Raw genomic sequence first — 19,115 nt, forward strand, 5'->3', positions numbered from 1 at the left:
CCGGGCATGCCGGCCCCTCCGGTCAGGGGCTGGCGATGTCGAAGCCGTACCGCAGGGGCTCGGTGGTGACCGTGTAGTCCCTGCGGTACAGGTACACCGCCTCGGCGCGCACGCCGCCGGGCGGTGCGGCCTCGATCCGGCAGGGGTAGGTCACCTGGATCACGCGCGGCCGGTCGGATACCTTCATCCGCAGCCCGTCCGCCGGCCCTCCGTCGAGCACGGCGGTCTCCCAGCCCCTCACTTCGGTAGTCTCCACGGCCGATATTTTAAGGGTTGCGCAAGTATTCGACGTCGTGAGTCGGGTCACTGGTACGTCCGCGGGAGGGGTGTGTCAGCGAGGTCTGGCGGGTCGTGAACACCCCGTCCGCCGCGGCTACTTCGAACACCAAGTGACTGAGATCGGCGTCTGCAAACCCGAGCCATGGGGCTTCGAGACGACGCGCGCTCGGGATGCGGGCGCACCTGTTCGAGGGCAACGAGCGGACCATCGCCCGTATCGCAGCGCATCTCGACGGCACGGCGCACATACCCTCCCCGGCTCGCCGAGTCCGGTAGCCGGCGGGGTCTACGCGGGCCGCTGGGAGGCCGCCGCCTCGGGGCGCAGGTCGGAGAGGGTGAGCAGGTGGGCCGGCGGTTCGGGCAGGGCGATGCGCGAGGTCACCTCCAGCTCGGGGCCCACATGGAGCAGTTCGCCCGGCTCCATGAGCTGCCAGTGCGGGCTCTCGTCCATGCGCTCGCTGGCCACGACGACGGACGGAACATCACCCAGATGCGCCGAGCGCACCCGCAGCCGGCCGCCCCGGCCGGTGTGGTCCAGATGCCGCGATCCCTGGTGGCCTCCGGCCGGCCGCCGCAGCACATACAGCTCATGGGTGGCGGGATAGCGCAGGGCCCACAGCTCCCGGGGGGTGAGGAGGATGACGTTCAGGGCGTACAGGGGCAGGTTCACGGCGACCCATCGCGCCGCGGCGACGAGGCCGGCCGACACGTCCCCGCCGTGCGCCGCGGTCTCCCGCGTCACCAGCGCGAAGAAGCGCTCGGAGTCGGTGTCGCCACGCACCAGCGAGCGGTCCTCGCCCAGATGGCGGTCGAGCGCGTCGAGCCCCTCGATCACACCGTTGTGCGCGAACAGCCGCCCGTGCTGGTCGAAGGGGTGCGTGTTGCGCAACTCCAGCCCTCCGGTGGACGCGTACCGGATGTGTGCGAGGAAGGTGGCCGACTCCACCTCGCGGGCCTCCTGGGCGAAGGCGCGGTCCTCATAGGCTGCGATCGGTGCCTTGTGCACCTCCGGGGTGCCGTCCGCGGCGTAGTACCCGAGCCCGGTGCCGTCGGGTTCGCGGTGACTCTGCGCGCTGAGACTGTCGGGGGCGTCCAGCAGCCAGAACGTGGCGTGCGTGCGGAGCGGGGAGCTGATCAGCCCGAACAGCCGGCACACGGCAACCTCCTCGTCACCCGTCTTCCGGGCGTGCCCCGTCCCCGGGCCCCGGACGGCCATCGTCCCGCGCGGCGGCCGTTCCCGCACCCGGCGCGACCGACGGCATCCGGTCGCGCACCCGGGGCCGGGAACGGCACCCAGCCCGGCCGAGGACCTTCTCAACCGGCCGGTCGCAGCGCCGAGTCGAGTGCTCCGTCGATCGTCGGGTGGGCGAAGGCGAACCCCGCCCCGTGGAGGGCTGCCGCGTGGCGGTCGTCGGCGACGGGGGCAACGACGTGGCCGCCCTGGCCCGCGCCGACTTGGGCATCGCGCTGGGCGGCGGCACGGACGTCGCGATCGGCGGCACCGACGTGACGCTCGTCCGCGGGGACATCGACACGCTTCCCGACGCGGTACGACTGGCCCGCCGCACCCACGGCACGATCCGCGCCAACCTGGCGTGGGCCTTCGGCTCCAACGCCGTCACCGTCCCGCTCACCATGACCGGCCTGCTCACCCCCATGCTCGCCGCGGCGGCCATGTCGGCCGGCTCCCTGTTCGTCGTCGGCCACAGCCTGCGGCTGCGCGCCTGGCAGCCCGCACCCGCCCGGAGGACCGCTCGATGACCACCCGCACGACCGACGATGCGACCGGCCCGTCCTCGCGCCCCAGCCGCCGCCGGCTGACCGACTCCCTGCTCGCCGCACTCGCGCCCGTGGCCGCCTTCAGCCTCGCGCTGGCCGGCCTGACCACCTGGGTGACGGCGGGCCAGGCGGGCCGGCCGGCCCGGATCGCCGTCACCTCCGGGCGGGTCCTGCTGCCCTACGGCGGCACCACCGAGACGGCCGCCTTCTTCGTCGTCACCAACAGCGGCGGCGCGGACGACCGGCTGGTCCGGGTCACGACCTCCCGCGCGGGCCGGCCGTGACACTGCGGGCGCTCTCCGGATGGCACGTGGGCGACCTCGTGCCGTTCACGCTGTACTTCGCGCACAGCGGGGCGGTGCGCACGCTCGCCGTGGTGGTACGTCCGGGCGACGGCGCCGCCTGACGCACCCGCGGGCCCACGGGGGAGGGGCGGTTGCCGTACCTCCGTAGGACGGCGCACGCCGGGATGGGAGGATGGGGCCCGATGACAGCAGGGTGGGGTTCGCGCACGGTTCGGGCCGCGGTGTTCGCGGCCGTCTGTGTCGTGCTCGCCGCCCTGGGCCACGTCCTGATGTCCGGCCGGGACGTGCCCGCCTGGGCATGGGCCACCGGTCTCGTCGCCACCGGTGCGGTGGGCTGGTGCCTGACGGGGCGTGAGCGCGGGCCGCGGCTGATCGTGCCGCTCGTGGTCGTCGCCCAGACGGCGCTGCACTCGGCGTTCTCCCTCGCCCAGTCGGCTTCCGGAAGCACCCCGCCCATGGCGTCCGGACACGCGGGCACGGCCATACACATGGGGATGGGGGACATGGGGTCGATGTCCATCGGCTCCATGGGCTCCATGGACTCCATGGATATGGGCCACATGGGGCACACCTCTATGAATCCCCTGCAGCACATGGGGCATTCCCTGGGGGCCGGCGACGCGTCCTCGTCCGGGATGGCCGCCGCCCACCTGCTGGCCGCGCTCCTCACCGGGCTCTGGCTGGCGTACGGCGAGAAAGCCGCCTTCCGCATCCTGCGGGCCGCGGCCGGACGGCTGGCCGCGCCGCTGCGACTGCTGCTGGCCCTGCCCCTTGCCGGCGAGCGTCCGGACCAGCGGCTGTGCCGGCCCCGTTCCGACCGGGCACCGAGCCTCGACCTCCTCATCCATGCGATCACCTCGCGCGGGCCACCCGTGGGGACCGCTGTCGCCTGACGACAGCCGGTATCCCGAGGCCGCCCCTGTGCGCCTCGGGCCACGGTCGTACGTCCGCGCACGCGCCGCAGCACCTCTGGGTCGCCGTACCTCTGTGTCGTAGCTCCGATGTGCCCTGGCGCCTTCGTACCGCGCGCGCCGTAGGGCCGTCTCCTCATTCACCGGACCGTTCGCGCTCACCCGCGCCCCGGTCCGGTCACGGTTGACCCGAGAAGGACACCAGGTGATCACTCCTGTCCTGCCCGCAGCGCGGACCGCATGCGACCAGACAGCATCTCCCGACGAGTCGATAACCGCATGGGCGCTGGCCGCCCGCGGCGGCGACGCGGACGCGGTCGAGCACTTCGTCCGCGCCCTGCACCGCGACGTCCAGCGCTATGTCGCCCACCTCTGCACCGATCCCCAGGCCGTCGACGACCTCGCGCAGGACACCTTCCTGCGTGCCATCAGCAGCCTGCACCGCTTCGAGGGCCGATCCTCGGCGCGCGCCTGGCTGCTGTCCATCGCACGCCGCGCGGTGATCGACAGCTACCGGCACGCCGCGGCGCGGCCCCGGCTGTCCGACGTCCCCGACTGGCAGCTGGCTGTGGAGTCGGCCCAGCCGCGGGGCCTGCCCGGATTCGACGACGGCGTCGCCCTGCTGGACCTGCTGGCCTGTCTGCCGGACGAGCGCCGGGAGGCGTTCGTCCTCACCCAGCTGCTCGGCCTGCCCTATGCGGAGGCCGCCGAGGTCAGCGCCTGTCCCATCGGCACGGTCCGCTCCCGCGTGGCCCGGGCCAGGGCCACGTTGATGGACCTGCTGGACGACGGGGGCACCTCCCACGCCCTCTAGGCAGTGGGGAGGAGCGGCCCGCCGCCGCACCGGCGGCCTAGCCGCCCGGAGGGTGGCGCGCGTCGTACGCGATCGGCGCCACCCTCCGAACCGGATCACCGGCGCTCGGGAACTCAGGGCAGGTCCGCCCCGACTACCGGACGGGCTGACGGAGGTTCACCCGTGTGCCGAGTGGATCCGGGAGTTGTCCGATGCGTTCTGGTGCGTGGGGCGGTACGACGGCCGTCGTACCGGGCGGCCTGCTGGACTGCGCCGGCGCCGCGACCACCTTCGCCAAGGCCCCGAAGAGGATCGTCACCAGCAACGCCGCGGGCCTGGAGCTGCTGTTGCGCCTCGGTGCGGGGACCGGGTGATCGGCACCGGGTTCCCGCCCGGCAAGGGCACGCTGCCCGGCGCCCTCGACACACAGGCCCGGAAGGTCACGGTGCGCGGCATGGGCGGCGCCGGGATGGGTGACGTGCCGACCGAGGGCGAGTTCGAGGCGGCCGGCATCAAGCACATCTACCTGGGTCCACCGCCTGCGCCGCGCGGAGCGCCCGTCCGACGTACTTCTTCTTCGACTACGACCCCGGTACCAAGCAGCCCACCGTCGTCCGGGACCGCCAGGTCGGGGCAACGCGGCGGCGAGCCGGGGCTGGTGACGGTCGACGGCAGGCCGAGCCATTTCCGTGAGGGGTGAGGCGGCCGGGAGCGGGAGGCCGACGGACTCAAGAGGCCGAACTCAAGGGCTCGGGCCGGCTCAGGTCCGCCGCCCGGACGCCGCTTCCGCTGCCACCCGACCGCGGCGGCCCGCACGGGACAACCGGACCCGCTGTACGAGGTCCAGGGCGGCCGGCTGCCAAGCGCGATACTGGAAACCGAACCCGGCCTCCCGCAGCCGACCCGGCACCACCCGGCGGCTCTTGAGCAGCAACTCCGTGTCCGAGCGCAGCGCGAACGCGCCCAGCTCCGCCATCCACCGCGTCGCGGGCAGCCCCACGGGAACGCCCCAGGCCGCGCGCAGCGCCCGCATGAAGCCCCGCTGGGGGAGCGGGCCGGGCGAGGCGAGGTTCACCGGCCCGTCGATGTCGTCCCGGTCGATCAGGAACTCCACCGCGCGTACGAAGTCCTCGTCGTGGATCCAGGAGACGTACTGCGCACCGCCGGCGACCGGCCCGCCCAACCCCAGCCGGGCCAGGCCCAGCAGGACGTCGAACACCCCGCCCCGGTCCGGGCTCATCACCATCGCCGAACGCAGCGCCACCTTCCGCGTCGCGGGCGTCGACGCCTCGGCCTGCGCACGCTCCCAGTTCTTCGCGATGTCGACGCTGTAGGCCCAGTAGTCCGGAACTCCGGCCTCCGAGCCGCCGATCACCCCCGTCGCCTCGTCATGCGCCGCGTCGAAGCGGTGGGCGTAGATCGTCGCCGTACTCATCTGCAGCCACACCCGTGGTGGCCGCGCGGCGGCGGCGATCGCCTCGCCGACCACCCGTGCCGAGTCCACCCGCGAATCCATCATGGCCCGCAGATTCTCGGCGGTGTAGCGGCAAGACACGCTGCGTCCGGCCAGGTTGATCACGACATCGCTGCCGTCGACCGCCTCCGCCCAGCGGCCGAGCGTGGCTCCGTCCCAGCCGACCTCCCGCGCCCGCACCGGATGCCGGGTCAGCACGGTGACCTCATGGCCGGCACGCGTCAGCGCTCGGTCGAGAACCGTGCCGACCTGACCGGTTCCCCCAGGCAGAACTATCTTCATCGAGCCCCCTCGGTTCGGTGCGCACAGCGTAGTCATAGATTTGAACGCGTTCAAAAGAAGGCGGTGTCTTTTCGGAGGCGCCTTCGGCCCCGTGAAAGGACACGGATCCGCGATGAGTGACTGGCAGTGGGACGAGACCCTCTTCGAGGGCACGGCTCCCTACTACGAGCGGGGCCGACTGCCCTACGCCCCGGGGCTGGTGTCGCTGCTCGCCGAGGTGTTGGCAGCCGACGGGCAGGGGCGGCTGCTCGACGTGGGCTGTGGGCCGGGGACCGTCGCAGTCCCGCTGGCGCCACTGTTCCGGGAGGTCGTCGGGGTCGACCCGGATGCCGGGATGATCGCCGAAGCGGCGAGTCGGGCCACCGCCGCGGGGCTGGGAGCCAGGACGCGCTGGGTGCGGATGCGTGCCGAGGAACTCCCGGGCGGTCTGGGGCGGTTCGACGTGGCCGTGTTCGCCCAGTCCTTCCACTGGACGGAACGTGAGCGGGTGGCGAAGACCGTGCGCGGCATGCTGCGTCCGGCTGGGGTGCTGGTGCATGTGGCGGATCTGAAGAACGACTCCCGTACGGTCGACGGGCTGCCGTACCCGGCCGTGCCCTACCGGGACATCGAGGAGCTGGTCAAGCGCTACCTGGGGCCGGTCCGCCGCGCCGGCCGGGGACTGCTGCCGCAGGGGACGGCCGGCGGCGAGGCGGCGATCCTGGCCGACGCGGGCTTCCAGGGGCCCCAGCGGTATGTCGTCCCCGGCGGACAGGAACTGCGGCGCACGGTGGACGACGTGGTGGCGTGGACCTTCTCGATGTCGTACTCGGCCCCCCACCTGTTCGGCCACCGCCGTGAGGCCTTCGAGACGGACCTGTGCCGCCTGCTCGCGCAGGCCTCACCGGCGGGCCTGTTCTCCGAATGCGCGCCCAGCACCGAGGTGTTCGTCTGGCCCGGCCAGTGTCCTGTCAGTTTGGAGCGCTCGCTCGGCTACAGTCCTGGGGATGCCAGGACGTGACTGCACGAAGCGCCGCACCCGTGGGTAGGGTCCGCAGCCTGGCTCAGGTGTACCGATGCTTCGGTGAGGTCGACGCCGCCCGGACTTCGCCGCTGTACGAGCGTGTCGCCGTCGCGCTGAGCGAGTCCGACGAGGCGCTGCGCGCCATCGAGGCGGCGCCCGCGCGCAAGCGGCACCCCACGGTGATCCTCGCCGCGCTGCACGACCTGGCTCTCGCCGGACGTGCCCTGGTGCTTGCCGCGGCCTATGCCGCCGCGGACGGCGACGCCGCCGCCGGCGCGGCGATCGACACGCTGCTGCGTATGACAGGCTCGGTCGTGGCCATCGCCGTGCGCCGGCAGCCGCGGACCAACGACACCGGACGCTGCGCCGTGCTGTATCCGGCCATTGCCGAGGCGGCGCGCCGGGTGGGCGCGAACGCGGTGGGGCTGATCGACGTGGGCTGTTCGGCTGGGCTCAATCTCCATGTCGATCGCGTTGGCATCACGTACAGCAACGGACAATCACTGGGCGATCCGTCATCTCCCGTCCAGCTGTCGTCTGCGATCGTGGGAGACCGTCCTGTCCCGGCACGCGCGATGCCCGAGGTTGTCGCCCGCGTCGGCGTCGACCTCGATCCGGTCGACGTGAGCGACCCGGATGACGCCCGATGGCTGCGCGCCTGCCTGTGGCCGGATCAGCCGGAGCGGGCCGCGAGGCTCGACGCGGAGATGGCGTTGGCGGCGACGGCCCCTCCGCTGCTGCTGCGAGGGGACGCCGTCGAGGTGCTGCCCCACGCCCTCGCCCGTGTGCCCGCGGATGCCCTGCCTGTCGTCACCACGACATGGGCGCTGTCGCGCTACCCGCCAGAGGGCCGCCTGCGCTTCCTGCACCGCCTCGACGAAGCGGCGGCCGGCCGGGTGGTGGCGTGGGTGTCGGCGGAGGGGGTCGGAGTCGCGCCGACGATACCGACACTTGGCGATCGCCGCGCCTCTGGCCACAGCATCATCGGTCTGGCGGTGTTCGACCGGTCGATCCCGCACGCCGAGGCCATGGGCCGCTGCTGGTCGCGGGGCCGCTTGCCGGCCTGGCTGGCAGACTCCTGACGCCCCGTCAGGGCTGAGAGGTGGGCGCCGGGCGGTTATTCACTGGACAACTCTCTTGTCAGCAGTCAGCGTTGATGCGATGCAGATGGAGAACATCTGGGACGCCGCCGTCGCCCGGCGCTACGACACGCCCGGCACCGGCATGTTCGCACCCGAGGTGCTGGCGCCCACGGTGGAGCGCCTCGCCGGGCTGGCGGACGGCGGAGCGGCACTGGAGTTCGCGATCGGGACCGGCCGGGTCGCCGTCCCGCTCGCCGGGCGAGGGGTGCCCGTCACCGGCATCGAGCTGTCCGGGCCGATGGTCGAGCAACTGCGGACCAAGGCCGGCGAAGCCGCGATCCCCGTGGTCATCGGCGACATGACGACCACCGTCGCCCCGGGGACGTACCGCCTCGTCTACCTCGTCTACAACACGATCTCCAACCTCCTCACACAGGCCGAGCAGGTCGAGTGCTTCCGCAACGCCGCCCGCCACCTCGCACCCGGCGGCCGGTTCGTGATCGAGCTGTGGGTGCCCGAGCTGCGCACGCTGCCCCCGGGCACGTCGGCCACCGTGTGGCACGCCGGCGCCGAGTACATCGGCCTCGACACCTATGACGTCCTCAACCAGCGTGTCGTATCGCACCACTTCCACTTCGACGGGACCGAGGAGGCCCGGCTGTACCGCAGCCCTCACCGCTACATCTGGCCCTCCGAACTCGATCTCATGGCCCAACTGGCAGGATTCGGGCTGGAGTCCAGGCACGCGGACTGGGCCGGCACCGAGTTCACCGCCGAGTCCCGCTCCCATGTCTCGGTGTACCGGCTGCCGACGGCGCCGTAACCGAGGAGCGACCCCTCCGGCCGCTCAGCAAGGCAGCAGGCGCAGGGCGTACAACGCCGCGCCCAGGTCGGCGAGAGCGACCGGGTCGGTGAGCGCGCGTCCGGTCACCTCCTCGATACGGCGCAGCCGGTAGCGCACGGTGTTGGGATGGACGAAGAGCCGCTCCGCGGCCTCGGCGGCCACCCCGCCCGAGGCGAACCAGTGCCCCAGGGTCTGCAGCAGCCGGGCGCGCTCCGCCGCGGGCAGTGCGAGAACGGGCCCCAGGGACACCTCGACCAGCCGGCTCGCCTCCGCCGGGGCCGCCGCGACCAGCATCGCCAGCGGGCTGTCGTCGAAGCGGGTCACGCCCGGCCCGTCGCCGGGCAGCCCGGCCAGCGCCAGCCGGGCGAACCGCAGCGCCTGGGGGGTGTCCCGCAGCGAGTCGAACCGGGGGCTGACGCCGACCCGGGCGCGACGGCGGCGCAGCGCCCGCAGGCTCACCCTCTCCGCGTCCCGGTGCCCGAGCGAGACCAGCCCGATCTGCTGGTCCGGCAGCAGCCGCCATACCGACGCCACCCCGGAGCGGCGCAGCGCCGCCTCGATGCCGGGCAGCGGCTCCTGGCCGGGATCCGGCACCGACGCCGCCACCACCGCATACGGGCCGCGCTCCGGCAGACCGAGCTGCCGGGCCGCCTCCCACGGCGTCGTACGATCCGCGAGGGCGCCCGTGAAGAGGGCCTCGGCCAGCGCCGAGCGGCGGGCCTCGCGCTGCAGCGCCAGTTCCGCGCTCGCCTCGCGATAGGCGGCCGCCACCGCCTCCGCGTACCGTCCGAACAGGGCCCAGATCTCCGAGGAACCGGCCACCAGCTCGGCGTCCGTCACCTCCGGATGCCTGCGCGCCTCGTCGACCATCTCCGACCAGAGCAGCTCGAAACCCACCCGGTAGGCGTGCAGGGTGTCGGCGAGCGGAACGCCCTGCTCGGCGCGGAGCCGTCCGGTCTGCTGGGCGGCTCCCACGTCGGGTTCGGCGCCGTAAGCGAAACCCCCCAGAAGCAGATCGGCGTTGTCCGCGCAGGAGTCCCTCAGCGACGTGAAGGGGATGAGCGAGTCGTCCGCGTACGACTCGACCTCCGCACGGATGCGTTCGGTCATCCGCTCACCCAGCTCCGGAAGGCGCGTACGCAGGGCCGCGCCCACATTCGACAGACCCATACCCCCAGCGTACGGCGCTTGTTTTGGTTCCCAGAACAACGCGGGCATGGGGGAGATGTCGGCGCCACCATGGACCCCCGCCACCGTGCACGCGACCATGCCCTGAGCGCCTGCGGCGGGACCCGTGAGCGCGGCGAGAGCATGCGTGCGAGGAGGCATACATGGCCAATCTGGCGGAATTCCTGGTGGAGACGGCACGACGGCTGCCCGAGCGCCCCGCGCTTCGGCTCGGCACGGCGACCACCACCTACGCCGAGCTGGACCGACTGACCGCCCAGGCCGCCGCGCTGCTGCGCACCGAGGGCCTGCGCACCGGCGACCGGGTCGCCCTGATGCTCCCGAACGTGCCCGAGTTCGTCGTCCTGTACTACGGCGTGCTGCGCGTCGGCGGCATCGTGGTGCCGATGAACCCGCTGCTGAAGGAGCGCGAGACCGAGTACCACCTGCGGGACTCCGGCGCCGTCCTGCTCTTCGAGTGGCATCAGGCGCCCGGCGAGGGCGCCGCGGGGGCGGCCGCCGCCGGGGTACGGCACCTGGCGGTCGAACCGGCCGCCTTCGCCGCCGAACTGGCGCCTCTGGAGCCGCAGTCCGAGGTGACCGCCACGGCAGCGGACGACATCGCCGTACTGCTGTACACCTCGGGCACCACCGGCCGTCCCAAGGGCGCCGCGCTCACCCACGCCGGGCTCCGCCACAACACCGAGGTCAACGTCACCGAGGTCCAGCGGCTCACCTCCGACGACGTGATCGTCGGCTGTCTGCCGCTGTTCCACATCTTCGGACAGACCTGCACCATGAACGTCGCCGTCCACTGCGGGGCGTCCCTCACCCTCGTCCCCCGCTTCGAGCCGGGTGCGGTGCTCGACGCCATCGCCCGGGACCGGGCCACCGTCTTCGAGGGCGTCCCCACCATGTACGCCGCACTCCTCCAGCACTCGGGCGCCGCCGACGTGTCCAGCCTCCGCCTGTGCATCTCGGGCGGCGCCTCCCTGCCGGTGGAGGTCCTGCACGGGTTCGAGCGGCGCTTCGGCTGCATGGTCCTGGAAGGCTTCGGCATGTCCGAGACCAGCCCGGTCGTCTCCTTCAACCACCCCGACCGCCCGCGCAAACCCGGCTCCGTCGGCACCCCCATCCGCGACGTCGAGGTCCGGCTGCTCGACGACACCGGCCGGGAGGTCGCACCGGGCGAGGTCGGTGAACTCGCCGTGCGCGGGCCCAACTTGATGAAGGAGTACTGGCACCGTCCCGAGGAGACGGCCGCCACCGTCCCGGACGGCTGGCTGCGCACCGGCGACATGGCGCGCCAGGACGAGGACGGCTACCTGTACATCGTCGACCGGAAGAAGGACCTCATCATCCGCGGCGGCTACAACGTCTACCCGCGCGAGATCGAGGAGGTGCTGCACGAGCATCCCGCCGTCGCCCTCGCCGCGGTCCTCGGCGTGCCCGACGAGCGGCTCGGCGAGGAGGTGGCAGCTGCGGTCGTCCTGCGCCCGGGAGCCGCGGCGGACACCGAGGAGCTGCGGCAGTTCGTCCGGGACCGGGTCGCCGCCTACAAGTACCCGCGCCGCCTCTGGCTGACGGACGCACTGCCGCTGGGCCCGAGCGGCAAGATCCTCAAGCGGGAGATCACCGCGCCGTTGTCCTGAGGCAAGGCGGAGCTGGACACTCCGCCGCCCGCCAGCGCTACGAACCCGGATGACAGCACGACCCCCGCCGGAGATGATCGGCCACCGTGAGCCACGTCATCCCGCGCGGGGGTTCCTGCGCACCGGACCGGTCGGAGCGGTGAGCGGACGTCAGGTCGCCCTGCTCATAGGGGACTCCCTCGCGCACCACGACCGGGATGTCGACGAGGGTGTCGAAGTCGGAGAAGGGGTCGCCGTCGACGATCGTCAGGTCGGCGATCCTGCCCTCCTGCACGGTGCCGAGATCCGCTTCCAGGCCGAAGAGGCGGGCCGGCACGGTGGTCGCGCTGTGCAGGGCTTCGGCGGGGGTGAAGCCGTGGGCGTGCAGGGCACGCAGCGCCAGATGCAGGGAGAGGCCTACCGGGACCAGCGGCGCGTCGGTGCCCAGGGCGATGCGGGCGCCGTGAGCCACGAGGCGCCGGTAGTCGGCCATCTCGGTGGCGAGGGCGCGCTGTTGGGCGTCGGTGGGCTCGGTATGGGCGCGGTCGCGCACGACGGCGACGTCCCAGGGCGGCATGAGGCGCGTCACGCGCGGATCGCCGGCAAGCCGCGGATCGGCGGCGAGCAGGATCTGCGCGGTGAACGGCGTGATGATCAACGCGAAGGACCCACCGGCGTACTGCTGCACCAGATCCTCGCCGACGCGGCCGAGCGGAGTCATGGCATGCCCGAACTCCAGGCGCTGGGTGGCCTGCAGATGGGTCGTCAGGCTCTGCCCCGCCGCCCGGCCCGGCGCGCACAGGTGGCTGCCGCTGGGCACGCCGAGCGCGGCGGCGACCTCGGCCGCCTCGGCCATGACCTCGCCCGCCGCGCGCACATAGGTCTTCACGAAATCGACGTCCAGGGCGGCGGCACGCCGGAGCGTACGCCGGACCCCGTCGCGGGTGCGGTGGGCGCGGCCCATGCTGTACGCGGTGCGCGAGCCGTCCAGGAGTTCGGCGCAGGCCAGCTGCCGCGGACCGCGCAGCTCCCCGGAGCCGGCGGCCTCCCGGAGCCGGACCGCGTCGTACAGCGGACTGCCGAGACAGGCCGTGGTCGTGATGCCGTACGCGAGCGCGGTGAGGCTCTGCCGGGCGCCGTAGGTGGCCGAATACGGGTGGGTGTGGCTGTCGAAGAGACCGGGGACGACGGTCCGGTCCGAGGCGTCGAGGGTGCGGTGCCCGGGGCGGCGGGCGCGGTGCGGCTCGACGGCGGTGATCCGTTTGCCGGTGACGAGGATGTCGACGTCGTGCCGCGGCGGCCCGCCGGTGCCGTCCCACAGCTGGCCGGCGTGGATCCGCAGCGGCTCGGGGGAGCCGGTCCCACCGCGCCCGGTGGTCAGGCGGAGCGGGAGCGTGTGGGTCCGGGCGGTGGTGAGGGAGAGGCGGCGCAGACGGCCGTCGGAGAGGTAGAGGAGCGTGCCGGAGTCCGCGGACCAGCTGGGGTGGTCGGCCGGCTCGTCGGTCAGCCGGCGTGCGGGACCGGTCGGGGTGCCGTCCGCCGCCACGGGCAGCAGCCACAGCGCCGACTCGGCCACCAGCGCCATCCAGCGGCCGTCGGGGGACCACACGGGCCCGGAGGCGACCCGGTCGGACAACGACTGGTGCTCGGCGGGCAGATGACGGCGTTCGCCGCCGGTGCGGGTGTCGATGACCCGGATGAGGTTGTAGCCCTCACGGAAGCGCTGGTTGAGCCGGTTGCGGTCGCAGAAGGCCACGTACCGGCCGTCGGGCGACCAAGTGGGGGCGCCGGGCGGCCCGTCGGTGGCCAGCGGCCGGGCCAGTCGCTCCTCGGTGCCCGTGGCCAGGGTGCGCACCAGCAGGTTCCCGGTCACGTCCAGGCAGGCCAGCCGGGTGCCGTCCGGGGACAGCGCGGGATACAGCCGCCCGCCGTCGGTCAACGGCTCGTCGGCGCCGCTGTCCAGGTGGTGACGGCGTACGGCCACCAGCCCGTCCTGGTCCGTGCAGTACAGCAGGCTGCGCCCGTCCGGCGCCCACACGGGCATCTGCAGCAAGTGCGTGTCGGCCGCCTGGAGCAGCTTGCGCGGCGTGCCCCCGGCCGGCATCAGCCACAGGGCGTTCAGCGCCACGAAGGCCACGCTGCGCCCGTCGGGGGAGAGGGCCGGCCGGTGCAGACCGCGTACCGGGGCCGGGCGCTCCGGCGTGAGCGGACGCCGTCGATGCGCCGCGGACGGATCGGGCACCGGCATCCGCGCGGTGAAGGGCACCTCCCGCACGGTGGAGCCGGCCAGCGAGCGGATCCGGATCCGGCCGTCCCCGACGTACAGCAGCTCGTCCTCGCTCAGCCAGCACGGCGGAGCGGCCGCCAGGTCCTCGTCCGCCGTGACGACCTCGCCGTCGACCATCAGCCGCGCCGCGTCCGCCGGAACCCCGGGGGTGCTCGCGCCGGTCAGATGCACATAGGCGATGCGCCCCGAGGGCGACACGGACGGGCACACCAACCGGCCCGAGGCCACCGTGCGCAGCACTTCGGCCGGGCCGCCCGAGACCGGTACCCGGACCAGCGACAGGCCGCCGTCGTTGCCGCCGCCCGGTGTGTGGGCGGCGCGTACGCACACCAGTGACCGCCCGTCCGCCGACCAGGCCGGATCGAAGTCCTCGTGGTCCCCGCCGGTGACCCGGCGCGGCCGGCTGTCGGCCAGGTCCAGCACCCACAGCCCGTAGGAGGAACCGGTGAGGGCGTCGCCGCCGCGTTCGGAGGAGAAGGCCAGCCGGGTGCCGTCCGGCGACCAGGCGACCCCGCGGTCGTCCCAGGGCCCGTCCGTCACCTGCCGCAGCCCGCCGCCGTCGGGTCGCAGCGTCCACAGATGGAAGCCGCCCCCGCGATACCCGCACACGGCCACCGTCTCCCCGTCCGGGGAGAGGGCGGGACGCGTCGACTCCAGCTCCCAGCCCGACACCTGTACGGCCGTCCCCCCGTCCCGCGGCACCCGCCACAGCACCCCCTGCACCTCGGCGATCAGCGCACCACCGCCCCGGCAGCCGGTGACCGAACCTCCGGTCAGCCGGGTGTAGGTGAGGAACCGCTTGCCGCGGCCGTCCGGCTCACCGGTCCCGGCCGGCACCCCCACGGCCGCCACCGCCCGCGAGGCCGCGGCGGTCACCAGCCCTGCCGCCGCCGTCCCGAGAAACCCGCGCCGGTCGACACTGCCGAAGTCCATCCCGTTCCCCCTGTCGTTCCTGCCGTCTCTGTCCCAGCGAAGTGGCAGAGGTACGCCCCGCACCAGTAGGCGATTTCAGCCACAGCGGCCCCGCCATACGCTCAGCGCAACGCCTGGAGGGCACGGCGGTCACGCCAGGTCACCCCGCCGGGCGGGCCACCGGCACCGGCCCTGGCCGGTATGCCCTCGGTGCGCCCCCGTCGCACCCTCCTGAAACCCGGTCCGGACGGCGACGCTTGGGCGCATGGGGGCACACGACGACCGCGGCATCCCGTCATCCGGAACCGACGAGCAGCGGCAGCGGCCCCCCGGCGCGCCCCGCCCCTGGGAGAACACGGACCGTGCCCAAGCCGCCCTCGACGGAGCCACCGGCCCGGAACCGCCCAGCCCGCCCCACTGCCCGCACTGCGGGCTCGCCGGTGAACGGCGCCCCACCTACACCGGTCAGCACGTCCTCCTCGAACCCGCTCTCGTGCTGCCCGCGCACCTGGTGCCCGGCGGCCACCGCTGGCACATCGACAGCAACGGGGTCGCCTGGAACGGCGGCTTCACGGAGCCCTTGGCCGGATCCCGTTGCCGCATCCCGCACCAGCTGGCCTGTCCCGGGCTCAGCCTGGACGAGATCCGGCCCTGGCGATGGCTGAGCGCGGTCCGCGAGGAGAACGCCCGCAGGGCACAGCGAAGGGCGGACGAGGAGGGCTGTCCGAAGGCACTGCCCGATGCCGGCTGAAACCTGCGGTCGGGGCGGCCGGAAGCGGCGCCGGACGCAGGAGCCACGGCGTCACCAGCCCGTCAGCAGCAGATGGTTGAGAAGCAGGGCCAGGATCGCCTGGGCCGTGAGCCAGGCGCGGGGGCGGGGGAGCAGGGCGCAGGCCGGGAGGAGCCAGAGGGCGAAGGGCAGCCAGATGCGTTCCGTCTCGGCCTTGCTCATGCCGGACAGGTCGGCGATCAGCAGGGCGACCAGGGTGGCGGTGACGAGGAGGGCGAGCTGTGTCTCCGCCTGGTGTGTGCGGTCGGGTCGGGGAAGCAGCGCCGTGGTCGTCCGACGCAGGCCCGCCGCCGTGGCCAGGCCGGTGATCAGGACCGTGCAGGCCAGGTTGGCCCAGACCCAGTAGCCGTAGGGGCGGGTGCCGCCGACGCCTTGGTAGTAGCGCGTGACGAGCAGATGGTAGGCCTGCCACCAGTCGAAGCCGGCGAGCGTGAACAGCACGGGGAACACGGCGAGTCCGGCGAGCAGGGAGAGCAGGAGGGCGGGGTGTGCTCGCAGCGAGGAGCGGGTGAGTGCCACGACCGTAGCGGCGATCAGCGCGAACAGGGTGAGGCCGTAGGAGAGATAGCAGGTCAGGCCGAAGAGGAGGCCCGAGCCCACCGCGCAGATGTGGGACCGGCGGGTCAGGGACAGGGCGAGCAGCGCCAGGGACCAGGCGGCGACGGCCGCGAAGTAGCCGTCGGCGGACGTGCCCTGCCACACCGCGGCCGGCGCCAGCACCAGGAACGGCGCGGCCCGGCGGGCGAGGGCTTCGTCGGCCAGCGCGCGCAGCGCGATGAGCACGGCCACGCATCCCGTGGCCCCCACGACGATGCACCACATCCCGGCCCAGCCGCCGCCCCGCAACCCGATCCGGTCCAGCAGGACGAAGGTGAGCGTGGCGGCCGGCGGATGCCCGGCGATATGGGCGGGCCAGGGGTCGGGGGTGCCGCTGACGATGTGGTGCGTGAAGTCGCGCAGGGTGGCCGGGATGTCGTGGAAGCGGCCGATGACCCGGAGGTACTCGTTGCTGGTGGTCAGCCGGACCGCGATGCCCTGCTGCCAGCCGTCGATCAGGGCCAGGGACAGGATCCAGGCCAGGGCGCTCGCCCAGGCCGCCGCGAGCAGCGCGCGCCAGGGCATCCGGGCCGCGACGGCGGGGCCGTACACCACGGTGGCCGCCGCCACCGTCAGGGCCGCCGGGGTGCCGGGCCCGATATGCGGGTCCCAGTCGGCGAACACCGGTGGCCAGTGCACGAACAGGGTGTGGCGGGTGTCCTGAATGTGCCGGCCGACGACGACGGCCGCCGTCACGAGCAGGGCGGCGGCACCGGCGGCGTACAGGTCGCGGCGGAGAGATCGAGTCACACCGGAACGCTAGGCCGGGACACCGGCGGCCGGCCGCCGTCCGGGCAGGACGTCAGCGTTTCGTCACCGGTCGCGTCCCCTTTCCGAGGGGTGTCCCGGCCTACGGTCGGGACATGCGCGACCATCCCCGTCTTCCCACGTCCCCAGGTTTCTGGCGCAGCCCGCTGCGCGGCCCCTGGTTCACCTCGGTGCTCGGCCTCGTGCTGCTCGTCGGCGTCACCGTGCTGTTCGTGACCGGTCTGGTGTCGTACGCCGCCTACAACCCGGGCCTGTCCCGGGTGAACGACCAGACGCCGGACAAGGGCATCCTGGGCTTCTATCTGTTCTCCTGGCCCACGAACCCGGTCTGGCTGTACCGGCTCACCCAGGGCGTCCATGTGACGCTGGGCATCACCCTGATCCCGGTCCTGCTGGCCAAGCTGTGGTCGGTGGTGCCGAGGCTGTTCACCCTGCCGCCGGCCCGCTCGGTGGCGCACGCGCTGGAGCGGATCTCGCTGTTGCTGCTGGTCGGCGGGGGTCTGTTCGAGTTCACGACCGGGGTGCTCAACGTCCAGCTGGACTATGTCTTCCCCGGCTCGTTCTACCCGCTGCACTTCTACGGGGCGTGGGTGTTCTTCGCCGCCTTCCTCGCCCACGCCGCGCTCAAGACACCGGCCGCGGTGCGCACCGTACGGCGGCGACGGCACGAGCAGAGCGACCTGGTCAGCCCGCGCCCCGCGCCGCCCACCGTGTCCCGGCGCGGCGCGCTGGGTCTGGTCGGCGGGGGTTCCCTGCTGCTGTTCCTGACCACGGTCGGACAGAGCCTCGGCGGGCCCTTCCGCCGTACGGCCCTGCTCGCGCCGCACGGCACGGCCGATCCCGGCGGCGGCCCGAACGGCTTCCAGATCAACAAGACGGCCGCCTACGCCGGCATCACCGCGGCCGACACCCATGAGGACTCCTGGCGGCTCGTCGTCACCGGCCGCACCGGGACCGTCCGGCTCAGCCGCGCCCAGCTGCTCCAACTTCCGCAGCACAGCGCGTCGTTGCCCATCGCCTGCGTGGAGGGCTGGTCGACCGCCGACCAGTGGTGGCGCGGGGTGCGGCTGCGCGACCTCGCGGCGCTCGTCGGGTACGACGGTGACCCGCCCGACGTGTTCGTGGAGTCCCTGCAACGCCACGGTGCCTTCCGCCGCGCCGCCCTGCGCGCCAACCAGGTCGCCGACGGGCGCTCCCTGCTCGCCCTGTCCGTCAACGGCGAGGAACTCTCCCCCGACCACGGCCACCCGGCGCGGATCATCGTGCCCGCGGCACCCGGTGTGCTCAACACCAAGTGGGTGGCCCGACTGACCTTCGGAGACCTGTGATGCCGCGCCGCGTAGCCCTGAAGCGCGTCCCTCTCGGCAGTCCCCTCCAACTGCTGCTGCTCGCCTCTTCGTTCGCGCTCGCCGCGTACGCCGGGATCCGGCTGCTCGCCGGTGACTGGTTCGGGGTGGCGCTGTGGATCGTGGGCGCCGCCCTGCTGCACGACCTCGTCCTGCTGCCGCTGTACACGCTGGCCGACCGGGCGGTCGTCCGCGGCCTCGGAGCGGCCGGACGGCGCGGCTGGACGCTCTACGTACGCGTCCCGGCGCTGCTGTCCGGGCTGCTCCTGCTCGTCTGGTTCCCGCTGATCAGCGGGATGGTGGCCGGGCCTTACCGGGTGGCCACCGGGCTCTCCCCGGACGGCTTCCTCGCCCGCTGGCTGCTGATCAGCGCTGTCCTCTTCGGCGGTTCGGCGCTGCTCCTGGTCCGGCGGCTGCGCAGCGCGGCGAAGCAGCGGCCGTCCGCGCTCCACTGAGCCACGGGCCGCCACCCGGCCCTGCGCGCGTACCGCAGCAGGGCCGGGGTGCCGAGGCGCGCCCAGGGGAAGGGGGCGCCGGTGGTGCGGGGGACGCCTGTCGTGTCGACGACCTGGACCCGGGCGCGTTCGTCGACGTGTCCCGGCACGGTCTCGGCGATCAGCAGACCGCCCGGGCGCAGCAGCGCAGCCACCCGCTCCAGCAGGGCGGCCGGCTCCCCGCCGATGCCGATGTTGCCGTCCATGAGCAGCACGGTGTCCCAGCGGCCCTCGCCGGGCAACGGCTCGAACACCGAGCGCCGCAGCGCCTGCCCGCCGAGCCCCACCGTGTGGTCGACGGCGGCCTCGCTGACGTCGATGCCGAGCACGGTACGGCCGCGGGCGGCCAGATCCGCGACCAGCCGGCCGGG

18 protein-coding genes and 1 pseudogene are annotated in these 19,115 nt (G+C 73.4%); 12 read left to right on the forward strand and 7 right to left on the reverse strand.

Annotated elements, in window-relative coordinates:
- Positions 1–22 precede the first annotated feature (22 nt).
- Complete coding sequence (locus M878_RS88700) at positions 23–256, reverse strand: hypothetical protein (protein ID WP_031227127.1); 234 nt, start codon at positions 254–256, stop codon at positions 23–25.
- Between the two features lie 309 nt (positions 257–565).
- Entirely contained in the window at positions 566–1,435 is an 870-nt protein-coding gene (locus M878_RS88705; RefSeq protein WP_031227128.1) for a class II glutamine amidotransferase, read from the reverse strand.
- Between the two features lie 233 nt (positions 1,436–1,668).
- Here M878_RS88705 and M878_RS88710 point away from each other — a divergent pair.
- From M878_RS88710 to M878_RS000000102150, 6 genes and pseudogenes are all read left to right on the forward strand, one after another.
- A pseudogene (locus M878_RS88710) lies at positions 1,669–2,040 on the forward strand (heavy metal translocating P-type ATPase); the annotation flags it as partial.
- Entirely contained in the window at positions 2,037–2,342 is a 306-nt protein-coding gene (locus tag M878_RS88715; protein ID WP_023553273.1) for a copper chaperone PCu(A)C, read from the forward strand. The pseudogene M878_RS88710 and the gene M878_RS88715, both read left to right, overlap by 4 nt.
- A 203-nt stretch (positions 2,343–2,545) precedes the next feature.
- On the forward strand, positions 2,546–3,256 hold the full coding sequence (locus tag M878_RS88720; protein WP_031227129.1) for a hypothetical protein: 711 nt from the start codon (positions 2,546–2,548) through the stop codon (positions 3,254–3,256).
- 223 nt (positions 3,257–3,479) lie between these two features.
- On the forward strand, positions 3,480–4,088 hold the full coding sequence (locus M878_RS88725) for a sigma-70 family RNA polymerase sigma factor (RefSeq protein ID WP_023553276.1): 609 nt from the start codon (positions 3,480–3,482) through the stop codon (positions 4,086–4,088).
- Positions 4,089–4,279: 191 nt separating this feature from the next.
- Positions 4,280–4,441 (forward strand): hypothetical protein, encoded by a 162-nt coding sequence (locus tag M878_RS000000102145; RefSeq protein WP_023553277.1) that lies wholly within the window; start codon positions 4,280–4,282, stop codon positions 4,439–4,441.
- A complete protein-coding gene (locus M878_RS000000102150) occupies positions 4,438–4,767 on the forward strand; it encodes a hypothetical protein (RefSeq protein ID WP_023553278.1) in 330 nt (109 codons plus the stop codon). The genes M878_RS000000102145 and M878_RS000000102150 overlap by 4 nt, the downstream gene beginning before the upstream one ends.
- A gap of 60 nt (positions 4,768–4,827) precedes the next feature.
- Here M878_RS000000102150 and M878_RS88735 read toward each other — a convergent pair whose 3' ends face one another.
- Entirely contained in the window at positions 4,828–5,823 is a 996-nt protein-coding gene (locus M878_RS88735; protein WP_031227130.1) for a TIGR01777 family oxidoreductase, read from the reverse strand.
- 112 nt (positions 5,824–5,935) lie between these two features.
- Between M878_RS88735 and M878_RS88740 the strand changes: the two genes are divergently transcribed.
- The 3 genes from M878_RS88740 to M878_RS88750 all read left to right on the forward strand — a co-directional run bounded on the left by M878_RS88740 (position 5,936) and on the right by M878_RS88750 (position 8,731).
- Entirely contained in the window at positions 5,936–6,823 is an 888-nt protein-coding gene (locus M878_RS88740; RefSeq protein WP_023553280.1) for a class I SAM-dependent methyltransferase, read from the forward strand.
- A 47-nt stretch (positions 6,824–6,870) separates the two neighbouring features.
- Entirely contained in the window at positions 6,871–7,908 is a 1,038-nt protein-coding gene (locus M878_RS88745; protein WP_209445596.1) for a DUF2332 domain-containing protein, read from the forward strand.
- Positions 7,909–7,987: 79 nt separating this feature from the next.
- Positions 7,988–8,731, forward strand: a complete 744-nt coding sequence (locus M878_RS88750; RefSeq protein WP_023553282.1) for a class I SAM-dependent DNA methyltransferase — start codon at positions 7,988–7,990, stop codon at positions 8,729–8,731.
- Between the two features lie 24 nt (positions 8,732–8,755).
- Here M878_RS88750 and M878_RS88755 read toward each other — a convergent pair whose 3' ends face one another.
- On the reverse strand, positions 8,756–9,922 hold the full coding sequence (locus tag M878_RS88755; RefSeq protein WP_023553283.1) for a PucR family transcriptional regulator: 1,167 nt from the start codon (positions 9,920–9,922) through the stop codon (positions 8,756–8,758).
- Positions 9,923–10,083: 161 nt separating this feature from the next.
- On the opposite strand from M878_RS88755, the gene M878_RS88760 reads away from it, so the two are divergent.
- Positions 10,084–11,571 (forward strand): long-chain-fatty-acid--CoA ligase, encoded by a 1,488-nt coding sequence (locus M878_RS88760; protein ID WP_023553284.1) that lies wholly within the window; start codon positions 10,084–10,086, stop codon positions 11,569–11,571.
- Between the two features lie 37 nt (positions 11,572–11,608).
- Here the strand turns inward: M878_RS88760 and M878_RS88765 are convergent, their stop codons facing one another.
- Positions 11,609–14,770, reverse strand: a complete 3,162-nt coding sequence (locus M878_RS88765) for an amidohydrolase family protein (RefSeq protein WP_023553285.1) — start codon at positions 14,768–14,770, stop codon at positions 11,609–11,611.
- A gap of 244 nt (positions 14,771–15,014) precedes the next feature.
- Between M878_RS88765 and M878_RS88770 the strand changes: the two genes are divergently transcribed.
- Positions 15,015–15,500 carry a DUF6083 domain-containing protein gene (locus tag M878_RS88770; RefSeq protein WP_023553286.1) on the forward strand — a complete coding sequence of 162 codons (486 nt, stop codon included), beginning with the start codon at positions 15,015–15,017 and terminating at the stop codon, positions 15,498–15,500.
- Positions 15,501–15,551: 51 nt separating this feature from the next.
- On the opposite strand, the gene M878_RS88775 is transcribed toward M878_RS88770, so the two are convergent.
- Positions 15,552–16,886, reverse strand: coding sequence for a hypothetical protein (locus M878_RS88775; RefSeq protein WP_023553287.1), 1,335 nt, complete (start codon positions 16,884–16,886; stop codon positions 15,552–15,554).
- Between the two features lie 113 nt (positions 16,887–16,999).
- Between M878_RS88775 and M878_RS88780 the strand changes: the two genes are divergently transcribed.
- Entirely contained in the window at positions 17,000–18,232 is a 1,233-nt protein-coding gene (locus M878_RS88780; protein ID WP_023553288.1) for a molybdopterin-dependent oxidoreductase, read from the forward strand.
- Between the two features lie 328 nt (positions 18,233–18,560).
- On the opposite strand, the gene M878_RS000000101575 is transcribed toward M878_RS88780, so the two are convergent.
- Positions 18,561–19,115, reverse strand: a 555-nt coding sequence (locus tag M878_RS000000101575; protein ID WP_078630508.1) for a class I SAM-dependent methyltransferase, incomplete at its 5' end; no start/stop codon positions are given.

Origin of the sequence: Streptomyces roseochromogenus subsp. oscitans DS 12.976, from assembly GCF_000497445.1 — a bacterium.
Classification (GTDB): domain Bacteria; phylum Actinomycetota; class Actinomycetes; order Streptomycetales; family Streptomycetaceae; genus Streptomyces; species Streptomyces oscitans.